The organism is Pseudomonas sp. PME37.24/006, from assembly GCF_055556635.1.
In genome coordinates this window covers 1,067,286-1,079,193 of record NZ_JBVHNL010000004.1, presented here as the reverse complement: position 1 = coordinate 1,079,193, position 11,908 = coordinate 1,067,286, and the positions used below count along the sequence as shown (strand labels likewise).

At 62.6% G+C, this 11,908-nt stretch carries 10 protein-coding genes; 5 read left to right on the top strand and 5 right to left on the bottom strand.

Annotated features, from left to right (window positions below; translation table 11 throughout):
* Window positions 1-139: 139 nt before the first annotated feature.
* The gene (gene norR / locus ACZ3GY_RS21020) at window positions 140-1,702 is read right to left on the bottom strand and encodes a nitric oxide reductase transcriptional regulator NorR (RefSeq protein ID WP_465911840.1); all 1,563 of its coding nucleotides are present in this window, start codon (window positions 1,700-1,702) and stop codon (window positions 140-142) included.
* Between the two features lie 156 nt (window positions 1,703-1,858).
* On the opposite strand from norR, the gene hmpA reads away from it, so the two are divergent.
* Window positions 1,859-3,040, top strand: a complete 1,182-nt coding sequence (gene hmpA / locus ACZ3GY_RS21015; protein ID WP_465911839.1) for an NO-inducible flavohemoprotein — start codon at window positions 1,859-1,861, stop codon at window positions 3,038-3,040.
* 23 nt (window positions 3,041-3,063) lie between these two features.
* On the opposite strand, the gene ACZ3GY_RS21010 is transcribed toward hmpA, so the two are convergent.
* Both ACZ3GY_RS21010 and ACZ3GY_RS21005 read right to left on the bottom strand, forming a co-directional pair.
* Entirely contained in the window at window positions 3,064-4,287 is a 1,224-nt protein-coding gene (locus ACZ3GY_RS21010) for a CaiB/BaiF CoA transferase family protein (RefSeq protein ID WP_463563182.1), read from the bottom strand.
* A 75-nt stretch (window positions 4,288-4,362) separates the two neighbouring features.
* Window positions 4,363-5,544: an acyl-CoA dehydrogenase gene (locus ACZ3GY_RS21005; RefSeq protein ID WP_465911838.1), complete on the bottom strand. Its 1,182-nt coding sequence runs from the start codon at window positions 5,542-5,544 to the stop codon at window positions 4,363-4,365.
* Between the two features lie 158 nt (window positions 5,545-5,702).
* Here ACZ3GY_RS21005 and ACZ3GY_RS21000 point away from each other — a divergent pair, with 158 nt between their 5' ends.
* Complete coding sequence (locus tag ACZ3GY_RS21000) at window positions 5,703-6,602, top strand: LysR family transcriptional regulator (RefSeq protein ID WP_465911856.1); 900 nt, start codon at window positions 5,703-5,705, stop codon at window positions 6,600-6,602.
* 181 nt (window positions 6,603-6,783) lie between these two features.
* Here the strand turns inward: ACZ3GY_RS21000 and ACZ3GY_RS20995 are convergent, their stop codons facing one another.
* Window positions 6,784-7,596, bottom strand: coding sequence for a helix-turn-helix domain-containing protein (locus tag ACZ3GY_RS20995; RefSeq protein WP_463563179.1), 813 nt, complete (start codon window positions 7,594-7,596; stop codon window positions 6,784-6,786).
* A gap of 250 nt (window positions 7,597-7,846) precedes the next feature.
* Here ACZ3GY_RS20995 and ACZ3GY_RS20990 point away from each other — a divergent pair, with 250 nt between their 5' ends.
* The 3 genes from ACZ3GY_RS20990 to ACZ3GY_RS20980 all read left to right on the top strand — a co-directional run bounded on the left by ACZ3GY_RS20990 (window position 7,847) and on the right by ACZ3GY_RS20980 (window position 10,873).
* Window positions 7,847-9,271: an alanine/glycine:cation symporter family protein gene (locus ACZ3GY_RS20990; RefSeq protein WP_465911837.1), complete on the top strand. Its 1,425-nt coding sequence runs from the start codon at window positions 7,847-7,849 to the stop codon at window positions 9,269-9,271.
* Between the two features lie 126 nt (window positions 9,272-9,397).
* A complete protein-coding gene (locus ACZ3GY_RS20985; RefSeq protein WP_465911836.1) occupies window positions 9,398-10,384 on the top strand; it encodes an asparaginase in 987 nt (328 codons plus the stop codon).
* A 93-nt stretch (window positions 10,385-10,477) separates the two neighbouring features.
* Window positions 10,478-10,873 carry a hypothetical protein gene (locus tag ACZ3GY_RS20980; protein ID WP_465911835.1) on the top strand — a complete coding sequence of 132 codons (396 nt, stop codon included), beginning with the start codon at window positions 10,478-10,480 and terminating at the stop codon, window positions 10,871-10,873.
* Window positions 10,874-10,939: 66 nt separating this feature from the next.
* On the opposite strand, the gene glsB is transcribed toward ACZ3GY_RS20980, so the two are convergent.
* Complete coding sequence (gene glsB / locus ACZ3GY_RS20975) at window positions 10,940-11,848, bottom strand: glutaminase B (RefSeq protein ID WP_463563175.1); 909 nt, start codon at window positions 11,846-11,848, stop codon at window positions 10,940-10,942.
* Window positions 11,849-11,908 lie beyond the last annotated feature (60 nt).

Sequence of the window (11,908 nt, the reverse complement as noted above, 5' to 3'; positions counted from 1 at the left end):
GGAGTTTTCAGATCAGGCTGCGCCGGAAGTGGTGCGCATTATAGGCAGCCAGAATCTCAGGTCAATGGTTTATTTCATCTAACTGCAATAAAACTGCTCTGGCGGCCTTCCCTCTATATAAGCAGCGCTTCAGAGGCAACTACTTGAGGCCCAGACGCCTGGCCAGACGCTGCAAATTGGCGCGATCCACATCCAGCTCGCGCGCCACCTCGGCCCATCGCCCGACATGGCGAACCAGTGCTGCCTCTATAAGGCGCCGCTGGTATTCATCCACCGCATCGCGCAGGCCTAGTTCCGCTGAAGGCAACTCGCTGTTGGCGATCAAGGGATTCTCTTCTTCTATATGCATTGCCAAGGATGGCTGCAGATCCAGAGAACAGCTATCGATGGTGAGGATCTGCGGGCGCTCTCCACAGGATGATAAGGCCTTGATAGCAGCACGGCCAATCAGGTGCTCCAGCTCCCGGACATTGCCTGGCCAGTCATGCTGCAACAGGGTTTTCTGAGCATCGGCCGCGAGACGCAGGCTGCGCAGCCCCAGACGCGACCGGTTGTCTTCGAGGAAGTAACCGGCGAGCAGCAGTACATCACGCCCCCGCTCACGTAGCGCCGGCACCTTTAATGGGTACACGCTAAGGCGATGATAAAGGTCGGCGCGAAAGCGCCCGGCCCGTACCTCTTCGGCCAAGTCACGATTAGTGGCAGCCAGCACCCGCACATCTACACGATGCTCGCGGTCCGAGCCTACCCGTTGTAACTGACCACTCTGCAGCACCCTCAACAGCTTCGACTGCACGGCGAGAGGCAGTTCGCCCACCTCGTCGAGAAACAGGGTGGCGCCATCGGCCACCTCGAACTTGCCACGCCGCTCACTGACAGCCCCCGAGAACGCCCCACGCACGTGACCGAACAGCTCACTCTCCACCAGGGTATCGGGCAATGCCGCGCAGTTGATGCTGACCATCGGCCGCGATGCACGCGTGGACGCTGCATGCAGCGCCTCGGCGACCAGCTCCTTACCCACCCCGGTTTCGCCACTGATGAGAACGGTCAGGTCACTGCCGCCTACTAGCTCTATCTCCTGAAGCAGCACCTTGTGCCTCGGACTCTGACCAATCATCTCCCGAGGACGCACGGCGTCGGCCGCCTGTTTATAGAGTTCGGCGCGCCGCTGTTCGTCTTCCACCCGCCCCATTAGCAGACTGATCCGCTCGCTGGCTGCCACCGTCGCGGCTGCGAGACTGGCGAAAGCCTCCAGCATGCCCAGGTCGACAAGGCCAAAGCTGCTCGACTGCAGCGAGTCCAGAGTCAGCAGCCCCCAGAGCTGCTCCTTTATATAGAGCGGACAGCCCAGGCAGTCATGAACCTCGAGATGACCATGCTGCCCCTCGAGCAGCCCGTCGTAAGGATCGGGCAGTTCGCAGTCCGCGGCAAAACGAGTAGGCCCGCGGTGCTGCAGCAACTCATGCAGACGCGGATGCTCACTCACCTTGAAGCGCCGCCCCATGGTGTCGGCACTCAGCCCTTCCACCGAAAGCGGTACCAGCACATCGCCATCGAGCCTGAGCAGCGCCACGGCATCACAGGGAAATAGCTGCCGCAACGCAGCAAGCAACCGACGATAGCGCTCACTCTCGGGCAGCTCGCGAGACAGGTCATCGACCAATGGCAGCAGAGCGACGAGTAAGGGACTAGAGGTCATAAAGACACCAAAAGAGTCATATAGACGCATATCAACGAGAGTCTAAAAGACTCATAGCACGCGCAAACCCAGTAATCCAGAGGCTTTGCGAGTTGGCACGGGATCTGTAATGACCAGAGCAGAAAACTCTCATGCCTTACGACAGGAACCATCACCATGCTGACCAGCCAACAACGCACCCTCATCAAAGCCACCGTCCCATTACTGGAAACCGGCGGTGAAGCGCTGACCCGGCACTTCTACGCCATGATGCTGGAGGAATATCCCCAGGTTCGCCCGCTGTTCAACCAGGCCCACCAGGCCAGTGGCGACCAGCAGCGTGCCCTGGCCACTGGCGTGCTCATGTATGCCCGACATATCGACCAGCTCGAAGCACTCGGCCCGCTGGTGGGCCGTATCGTCAATAAACATGTATCCCTGCAAATCCTGCCGGAGCACTACCCCATCGTCGGCACCTGCCTGCTGCGCGCCATCAGGGAAGTGCTCGGCGAAGAGATAGCCACCGACCAGGTGATCGCTGCCTGGGCTGCCGCTTATGGGCAGCTGGCAGACATCCTGATCGGTGCCGAGGAAAACACCTACCGTGAACACGAACAGGCACAGGGCGGCTGGCGTGGCTCGCGGGACTTCAAGGTGGTGGCCAGAGCCGTGGAAAGCGAGGAGATCACTTCCTTCCATCTGGCGCCCGTCGATGGCGGTGCCGTGCTGATTCAGCAGCCCGGCCAGTACATCGGCATGCGCATGGTCATCGATGGCAAGGAGCAGCGCCGCAACTACTCGCTGTCCGCCCAGGGCAATGGCCGTGAGTACCGCATCAGCGTCAAGCGCGAGGCCGACGGCAAGGTCTCCAACTACCTGCACGACCACATCCAGGTCGGCGATACGCTTGAGCTGTTCCCGCCAGCCGGCGACTTCGTGCTGCGTGATTCGAACAAGCCTCTGGCGCTGATCACTGCCGGCGTGGGCATCACTCCGGCACTGACGATGGTCGAAGCCGCCCGCGAGAGCGGACGCCCCATCCATTTCATCCACTACGCACGCCATGGCGGTGTGCATGCCTTCAAGAAATGGATCGAGGAGCAGAGCCGCGACTACCCGCAGATCAGCTATCGGTTCTGCTACAGCGAGCCGCGCGATGGCGACCAGCCACACGGCCAGGGCGTGATCAACCGCGAGCAACTGGCGGACTGGCTGCCTGAAGAGCGCGATCTGGACGCCTACTTCCTCGGCCCGAAACCCTTCATGGCTCAGGTGAAGCGTCACTTGCGGGAGCTCGGCGTACCAACGGAGCAGTGCCACTACGAGTTCTTCGGCCCGGCCTCCGAGCTGGATGCCTGACGCGCTCTCTCAATAGTGGCGGGTCAGATCACGCCCTGAGCGCGTAGCGCCTCGATCTGGCCAGCATCCAGCCCGAGTACCTCGGCAAGGACGCGCTCGGTATGCTCGCCCAGCAGCGGAGGCGCCTGGCGGTACTCCACTGGGCTGGCCGACAGGCGTAGCGGGCTGGCTACCTGCGGCGTGCTGCCGGCCAAGGGGTGTGGCAGATCGATACGCAAGCCGCGGGCGATCACCTGCGGGTCGGCGAACACCTGCTCAAGATCGTTGACCGGCCCGCACGGCACGCCTGCAGCTTCCAGCAGGCCGACCCATTCGACCGTGGTGCGGAACACCGTGGCCTGGCGGATCATCGGGATCAGCTCGGCGCGATGGGCGACGCGCTGAGCGTTGCTGGCGAAACGCGGATCGACGCCCCACTCGGGATGCCCGGCCACCTCGCAGAAGTTGCGGAACTGACTGTCGTTGCCGACCGTGAGGATCAGGTCGCCATCAGCGGTGGGGAATGCCTGGTAGGGGACGATATTCGGGTGAGCATTGCCCAGGCGCTTCGGGGAAACTCCGGTAGTCAGGTAATTCATCGCCTGGTTGGCCAGGCAGGCGACCTGCACGTCGAGCAACGCCATGTCGATGTGCTGGCCTTCGCCGGTCTTTTCCCGATGGGTCAGGGCGGCCAGCACGGCGACCGTCGCGTAGAGCCCGGTGAGGATATCGGTCAGCGCGACGCCGACCTTTACCGGCCCACCGCCCTCCCCGCCGTCGGGCTGGCCGGTGAGGCTCATCAGCCCGCCAAGCCCCTGAATCATGAAGTCGTAGCCAGCCCGTTTGGCATAAGGGCCGCTCTGGCCGAAACCCGTGATGGAGCAGTAAATCAGCCGTGGGTTGATCGCCTTCAAGCTGGCGTAGTCCAGCCCGTAGGCAGCCAGGCCGCCGACCTTAAAGTTCTCGATGAGGATGTCCGACTTGCCCGCCAGCACGCGCACCAGGCGCTGCCCTTCCGCCTGGGTGAAGTCGAGAGTCAGCGATTGCTTGTTGCGGTTGGCCGACAGGAAATAGGCGGCCTCGCTGGTGTCCCGCCCCTCATCGTCGCGCAAGTAAGGCGGGCCCCAGTGGCGAGTGTCGTCGCCGACCTTCGGGCGTTCGACCTTGATCACCTCGGCACCGAGGTCGGCGAGGTTCTGCCCGCACCAAGGCCCGGCGAGTACGCGGGACAGGTCGAGCACACGGAGATGGGAAAGGGCACCGGACATCGCAGAAGCCTCGTGCAGTCGTGACGCTCGGCGTCACGGGGACGCTCCCACGCCAGGCGTGGGAGCGAGCGACAGTCAGAAGAACGCCTGGATGCCGGTCTGCGCGCGGCCAAGAATCAGCGCGTGCACGTCATGGGTACCTTCGTAGGTATTCACCACCTCGAGGTTGACCAGATGGCGGGCCACACCGAACTCGTCGCTGATGCCGTTACCGCCGAGCATGTCGCGAGCCATGCGCGCGATATCCAGCGACTTGCCGCAGCTGTTGCGCTTCATGATCGAGGTGATTTCCACCGCAGCGGTACCTTCATCCTTCATCCGCCCCAGGCGCAGGCAGCCTTGCAGGGCCAGGGTGATCTCGGTCTGCATGTCGGCCAGCTTTTTCTGGATCAACTGGTTGGCAGCCAGCGGGCGACCGAACTGCTGACGATCCAGGGTGTACTGACGCGCGGTGTGCCAGCACGCTTCGGCGGCGCCCAGCGCTCCCCAGCTGATACCGTAGCGGGCAGAGTTCAGGCAGGTGAACGGGCCGCGCAGGCCGCGCACGTCCGGAAAGGCGTTTTCTTCGGGGCAGAACACGTTGTCCATGACGATCTCGCCGGTGATCGAGGCGCGCAGGCCGACCTTGCCGTGGATCGCCGGGGCCGACAGCCCTTCCCAGCCCTTTTCCAGCACGAAACCGCGGATCTCGCAGGCGTCATCCTTGGCCCAGACCACAAAAACGTCGGCGATCGGGCTGTTGGTGATCCACATTTTACTGCCGCTCAGGCGGTAGCCGCCGTCGACCTTCTTCGCACGGGTGATCATCGAGCCCGGATCGGAACCGTAGTTGGGTTCGGTCAGGCCGAAGCAGCCGATGTATTCACCGCTGGCCAGCTTGGGCAGGTACTTCTGCTTGGTGGCTTCGTTGCCGAACTCATTGATCGGCACCATCACCAGCGACGACTGCACGCTCATCATCGAGCGGTAGCCGGAATCCACACGCTCCACTTCACGGGCGATCAAGCCATAGCACACATAGTTGAGACCGCTGCCGCCGTAGGCTTCTGGAATGGTCGCGCCGAGCAGACCGGTGTCGCCCATCTCACGGAAAATCGCCGGGTCGGTCTTCTCATGCCGGAAGGCCTCGAGAACCCGCGGCGCCAGCTTGTCGGCAGCGAACTGCTCGGCGCTGTCGCGCACCATGCGTTCTTCTTCGGTGAGTTGTTGATCGAGCAGCAGCGGGTCGATCCAGTTGAAGCTTGCCTTGGCGGCCATCGCAGAATCCTCGTGCGTGAACAGTTCTTGTTGGGCTTAGCCTAGGCAGCTACCGACCTATCGGCAAACGAGTAATTCGCACGCAGTTGTGCGCTTAGCTCACTCCGAGATAGCCTGACCACCTGATGAAAGCACCAATTAGTGAGGTGTTCGCATACATGCGCCGCAAGATTCCCAGTACGGCAGCGCTGATCGCCTTCGAGGCCTCGGCACGCCATCAGAGCTTCACCCGCGCAGCGGACGAGCTGGCGCTGACCCAGGGCGCCGTCTGCCGGCAGATCGCCGGGCTGGAAGAGTTCCTGGGCGTGGAGCTGTTCCGCCGCTCGCGACGCGGAGTAGTGCTTACCGAAGCGGGCACGGCGTACGCCGGAAAGGTCGCCGCTCAGCTCGATGCCGTGGAGCGCGAAACCTTGGCGCTGATGGGGGCTCAAGGCGCCATGAGTCTGGAGCTGGCCGTGGTGCCGACCTTCGCCACGCAATGGTTGCTGCCGCGGCTGAAGGATTTCCAGCGCCTGCACCCAGAGGTCACCGTGCACCTGACCAACCGCACCCGCCCGTTCCTGTTCGCCGATACCGGTTTCGACGCGGCGATCTACTTCGGCGATGGCGACTGGTCAGGCACCGCGGCGCACTTTCTGATGCACGAACACCTGATGCCGGTGTGCAGCCCGGCGCTGCTCGACGGTGGCGCGGTGAGCGCCGAGCGGATCGCCGAACTGCCGCTATTGCAGCAGAGCACGCGGCCTTACGCCTGGCGCCAGTGGTTCGCAGCACAAGGGCTGAATGTTGGCCGCGACATGACTGGCCCGCGCCTGGAGCTGTTCTCGATGCTCGCCCAGGCAGCCTGCCACGAGATGGGCGTGGCGCTGATTCCGCCCTTCCTGATCCAACGCGAGCTGGCCGACGGCAGCCTGGTGGTCGCCCTCGACCGACCGGTGCCGGACAACGGCCGCGCCTATTACCTGACCGTACCGGAGCGCAAGGTCGAATCGGCGGCGCTTAAGGCTTTTCGGGACTGGCTGTTGGGTGAAGCGCAGCGGTATCGAGTGATGGGTTGAGCAGCAGTGAGTGGCGGCAATAAGGCGGGAGCGGACGGTGGGCAGAGCTTTTGTGGGAGAGGCTTTAGCCTCGATTGTGCCTAGCTAGGCGTAAAGAGCTCGCGGCTAAAGCCCCTCCCACGAGATCGCGACCGGCCGCTTCCGCCTTGAAGCAGCCGCTCGGCATTTCGTCACGCCCCGCTCACTCAACCTCGAACAGCCCGTCACGCACCGGCGCGTGGGCCAGGCGTTCGCGGATATCTTCGTCGATGCGTGGGTCATCCGGCTGATAGAGCATCACCTGGCGATAGGTGCTGATGCGGTTGATCTCCGTGCCCAGGAACTCCCACACCACACGGGTGCACGCCGGGGTGCGGCGGTCTCCGCTGGAGACCCCGGTTTTCAGGCCATTCAAACGCGTGATGCGGCTCTTGAAGCTGGGGATCAGGATGGTCTGGCTCATCTCGTTGACCGTCAGCGACTCGTAATCGATGAGAAACAGACGATCCTGCAGCTGGAACGCGGCGCCCAGGTAGCGGCAACGTGCCGAGTCTTCGGCGAGCCCGCCGGCGGAGGTCACCTGCCGCTCCTGACGCTCGAACAGGAAGGTGCCGCTTTCCTCGCGCATGTGAATCAGCGACAACAGGATGGTGCCGGGTACCGACATGCAGTTGGCGTATTCGAAGTAATAGCCGCAATAACGCGAAAGATCACCGGACTGCTCACGCAACGGCTGTAACAACGCGTGTAGCGGATCCTGCTCCGCAGGTGCGCCGATCTGCGTACCTCGGGCGCCGATCAGGCGGGCGAATTGATCACCCGGCAAGCCCAGCTCATAGCCCTCGACGCCGAAGAAATCCCCAATCCTCTTGAGGTTATAGGCCGTCGGCTGGCTCTCTCCAGACAGATACTTGTTGAACTGCGCGCGGTTGATGCCGACTTTGCGGCACACCTCCGCAATGGAGCGGTAGTGGCTGCACAGCAACCGGAGGTTGTCACCGAGGAGACTGGACATGGGCGGCTCAGATGATGCGAGTGACGCGATCATAGCATCAAGTCGCGCCACCTAGGATCGACACGCGAAATTGCTGCTTTGTCGTCTTTGGCCAACCATGGCGCCGGTCGACCCGCTTACGCCGTCTATTCGTCGGTCACGCAGGTGCGTACAGAGTCTATGCCAGGCTTTGCTATAGCGCGGTCGCCCCAGGCGCAGGCTAATCGCCCGCCTCACGCGTCGTCCCCTAATAAAAAACAGGAAGAGTGCCATGCTCGATCTACTCAACGACCTAATCTGGAGCAAAGTGCTGATCGTAATGCTGGTGGGCCTCGGGCTCTACTTCAGCATCCGTTCGCGCTTCGTTCAGTTTCGCTACTTCACCAGTATGTTCCAGATTTTCAGCCAGGCGCTGGTACGCAAACCAGGGCAGCTGAGCTCGTTCCAGGCGCTGATGCTCAGCGTTGCCGGCCGCGTCGGCGCCGGTAACATCGCAGGGGTGGCCGTGGCCATTACTCTGGGCGGCCCAGGCGCCGTGTTCTGGATGTGGCTGGTTGCGCTGGTCGGCATGGCCACCAGCTATTTCGAATGCTCGCTGGCACAGCTGTACAAGCAGAATGAAGGGGATGGCACCTACCGTGGCGGCCCGGCCTTCTACATCCTGCATGGTCTGGGTCAGCGCTGGCTGGCAATCGTCTTCTCGATCCTTCTGCTGATCACTTTCGGTTTCGGCTTCAACGCCTTGCAGTCGTTTACCGTGGCCAGTTCCATGCACGACACCTTCGGCATTCCCGAGTGGGTCAGCGGCGTCGTTCTGGTATGCATCATCGGCCTGATCATCTTCGGCGGCATCAAACGTATCGCCAAGTTCGCCGACGTGCTGGTTCCGGTCATGGCCGGCTCCTACATTGCCCTGGCCCTGTTCGTCATCGGCAGCAACATCTCCCAGGTGCCGGACACCCTGATGCTGATCGTACGCAGCGCCTTCGGCCTTGAGCCGGCCTTCGCTGGCGGTATCGGCGCGGCCATCATCATGGGCGTCAAGCGCGGCCTGTTTTCCAACGAAGCCGGTCTGGGCAGTGCGCCCAACGTAGCGGCCGTGGCCGAAGTGCCGCACCCTGCCGCTCAGGGCGTGGTGCAGTCGCTGAGCGTGTTCATCGATACGCTGATCATCTGTACCTGCACGGCGATGATCATCCTGCTGTCCGGCACCTATGCTCCAGGCAGCGAAGTCGGTGGCGTGATCCTCACGCAGAGCGCTCTGGCCGCCATCGTCGGTGAGTGGGGCCGGGTATTCATCAGCGTCGCCCTGGCCCTCTTCGTGTTCACCACACTGATCTACAACTACTACCTGGGCGAAAACGCTCTGGGCTTCTTCAGCAAGAGCCGGTTGATGCTGCACGTCTACCGAGTACTGGTGATCGTGCTGGTGATGTGGGGCTCCACTCAGGATCTGGGTACCGTGTTCGGCTTTGCCGACGTCACCATGGGCCTGCTGGCCATCGTCAACCTGATCGCCATGACCCTGCTGTTCAAAACCGGCCTGCGCCTGATGAATGACTACGACGCGCAGATCAAGGCAGGCGTGAAGACCCCGGTATTCGATCCGGCCAAGTTTGCCGATCTGGATCTGGACAAGACGTCCTGGCCTGCGTTGAAGCCGGAGCACACGGCTCAGGATACTCAGCAGCGCTGATTATCCGCGTGTACCGTTGCTCGTGGAGCAGCGGTACACCGCACCCGGTATGCTGCTCGCCCTAGGGCATCTCGCCGCAGCTTACCCATCCCGGGCCATTGCCTACGATTGTTTCCCAGGTGCCCTATGTCTTCCCTGAATATCCTCGTGCTTTACACCGGCGGCACCATCGGCATGCAGACGAGCGCTGCCGGCCTGGCTCCCGCGTCCGGATTCGAGGCGCGCCTGCGTACCCAGCAGGCAGAACAAACCGAGCGCGTCCCGAACTGGACATTCCGCGAACTGCTGCCGCTGATCGACAGCGCCAACATGAGCCAGGACAACTGGCTGACGATGGTCGCGGCGATCCGTCAGGGCGTCGAGCAGGATGGCTGCGACGGCGTGCTGGTGCTGCATGGCACCGATACCCTGGCCTATAGTGCCGCGGCGCTGAGTTTCCTGATGCTGGGCCTGCCGGTGCCAGTGCTACTGACGGGCTCCATGCTGCCGGCTGGTGCTGCCAACAGCGATGCCTGGGTCAACTTGTTCGGCGCCATGCAGGCCTTGCACGACGGTGTTGAGCCGGGCGTGCATGTGTATTTCAACGGGGCGCTGATGCATGGTGCACGCGTCAGCAAACTGCGCAGCGATGCCTTCGACGCGTTCCAGGTGGTACCGCGCCTGCGTCAAGGCGAGCGTGTGGCCGAGTTGCCGGCGCGCATCGACTTCCGCCAACCGCGTCAGCCCGTCAACCTGCTCAGCCTGCCACTGATCCCCGGTCTGCGTGCCGAGCACCTGCGTGCATTGCTGGACAGCGGCGTGCAAGGCCTGCTGCTGGAATGCTACGGCAGCGGCACCGGCCCGTCCGACAATGCCAAGCTGCTCGACGTACTGCGCGAGGCCCATGCACGCGGCGTGTTGCTGGCGGCCATCAGCCAGTGTCCCCAGGGGCATGTGGAATTCGGCGTGTACGCAGCTGGCAGTCAGCTGGCTTCGGTTGGCCTGGTTTCTGCGGGCGGCATGACCCGCGAGGCGGCTCTGGGCAAACTGTTCGCGCTGCTGGGCGCAGGCTTGCCCCAGGATGAAGTCGAACGGCTGTTCAGCCTGGATTTATGCGGCGAGCGTGCGGAGTGAGTCATGGATTAGGACATGACGAGCCGGTATAGTCGCGCCCGCTGACGGTAGCCAGCACTCTTTCGCTCCACTTCTTTCCCACAGGGACGTCACATGCCTTTGCTTCGCTCCAGCGTTTTTCTGTTGCTCCTCCTGGCCATCACCGGCTGCTCGACCAAAGCCTTTTTCAAGCTGCCAGAGCACGCCACCATCAGCGTCAACGACCGCGCTGAACAACATACTCAAGGCCTGGTAAAAACCCGCCCGTTCTTCTGGAACCGTGCCGGCGGTGTGCCGTACAAACTGACCAGCGCAACCGGCGAAACCCTCGCCGAAGGCAAGCTGCGTACGCGCTTTCGCGTGGTGTCGATCTTCTGGCCGCCGTACAGCATCATTTACTGGCCAATGGGCTTCGGCCAGCGTTGCTATGACATGACCGGCGTCATGCCAGGCTCCTGCACCCATCAGGATCTGTGGACGCTGCGCCAGGAATACCGCGACAACAACTGATGCCCAGGCTGCCGCTCTGGCAGCCTTGATCGACGCGGGGTCGAGGCATACTTCGATCCCGCCGTTTCAGAACACCGACCAGCCAATCCGCTCGCTGATCACTTCCAGCGCTGCCATGCCGGCCAGCGAGTTGCCGGCTGCGTTGAGCCCAGGCGACCACACGCAGATGGTGTACTGCCCTGGCACCACTGCGACGATGCCGCCACCCACCCCGCTCTTGCCCGGCAAGCCAACGCGATAGGCGAAATTGCCGGCCTCATCGTAGAGCCCGCTGGTGGCCATGATCGAGTTCACCTGCTGGGTCTGCCGTGCCGTGAGAATCTGCTCGCCGCTGTGCTTGCAGAAGCCGTCGTTGGCCAGAAAGCAGAAGGCCTTGGCCAGGTCGACGCAGTTCATGCTCAGGGCGCAGTGGCTGAAGTAGCCGCGCAGCACCATCTCCACATCGTTGTGAAAATTGCCGAACGATTGCATCAGATACGCCATCGCCGCGTTGCGCGCGCGATGCTGATACTCGGACTCGGCGATACGCATATCCACCGATACATGGGCGTTGCCCGACAGCCGCCGCACGAAATCACGCATCGATAGCACCGGCGCGGCGAAGCGCGACTGGTTGATATCGCTGATCACCAATGCGCCGGCATTGATGAATGGATTGCGCGGCCGGCCGTTCTCCAGTTCCAGCTGCAGCAGCGAGTTGAACGGCTGCCCGGAAGGCTCGTGACCAAGCCGCTCCCAGATGGCCTCGCCGCTGTGCTGGATCGCCTGTACCAGGCTGAACACCTTGGAGATGGACTGGATCGAGAACGGTGTCTGCGCATCACCGGCGGTGAACAACTCGCCGTCATTGCCATATACCGCGATGCCCAAGCGATCGGCAGGCACATCGGCCAACGCGGGGATGTAATCGGCAACCTTGCCTTTGCCAATCAGCGGCCTGACCTGATCGAGGACTTCATTCAGCAACGCTTGCATGCTCGGACTCGCAGTGATGCTCGGCAAGCTGCCTGAGCGACCCTAGGAAGACGCCAGGAT

Excerpts from the sequence above, each read along its gene's own strand:
- norR (WP_465911840.1), bottom strand. The coding sequence starts at position 1,702 with ATGACCTCTAGTCCCTTACTCGTCGCTCTGCTGCCATTGGTCGATGAC.
- hmpA (WP_465911839.1), top strand. The coding sequence starts at position 1,859 with ATGCTGACCAGCCAACAACGCACCCTCATCAAAGCCACCGTCCCATTA.
- ACZ3GY_RS21010 (WP_463563182.1), bottom strand. The coding sequence starts at position 4,287 with ATGTCCGGTGCCCTTTCCCATCTCCGTGTGCTCGACCTGTCCCGCGTA.
- ACZ3GY_RS21005 (WP_465911838.1), bottom strand. The coding sequence starts at position 5,544 with ATGGCCGCCAAGGCAAGCTTCAACTGGATCGACCCGCTGCTGCTCGAT.
- ACZ3GY_RS21000 (WP_465911856.1), top strand. The coding sequence starts at position 5,703 with ATGCGCCGCAAGATTCCCAGTACGGCAGCGCTGATCGCCTTCGAGGCC.
- ACZ3GY_RS20995 (WP_463563179.1), bottom strand. The coding sequence starts at position 7,596 with ATGTCCAGTCTCCTCGGTGACAACCTCCGGTTGCTGTGCAGCCACTAC.
- ACZ3GY_RS20990 (WP_465911837.1), top strand. The coding sequence starts at position 7,847 with ATGCTCGATCTACTCAACGACCTAATCTGGAGCAAAGTGCTGATCGTA.
- ACZ3GY_RS20985 (WP_465911836.1), top strand. The coding sequence starts at position 9,398 with ATGTCTTCCCTGAATATCCTCGTGCTTTACACCGGCGGCACCATCGGC.
- ACZ3GY_RS20980 (WP_465911835.1), top strand. The coding sequence starts at position 10,478 with ATGCCTTTGCTTCGCTCCAGCGTTTTTCTGTTGCTCCTCCTGGCCATC.
- glsB (WP_463563175.1), bottom strand. The coding sequence starts at position 11,848 with ATGCAAGCGTTGCTGAATGAAGTCCTCGATCAGGTCAGGCCGCTGATT.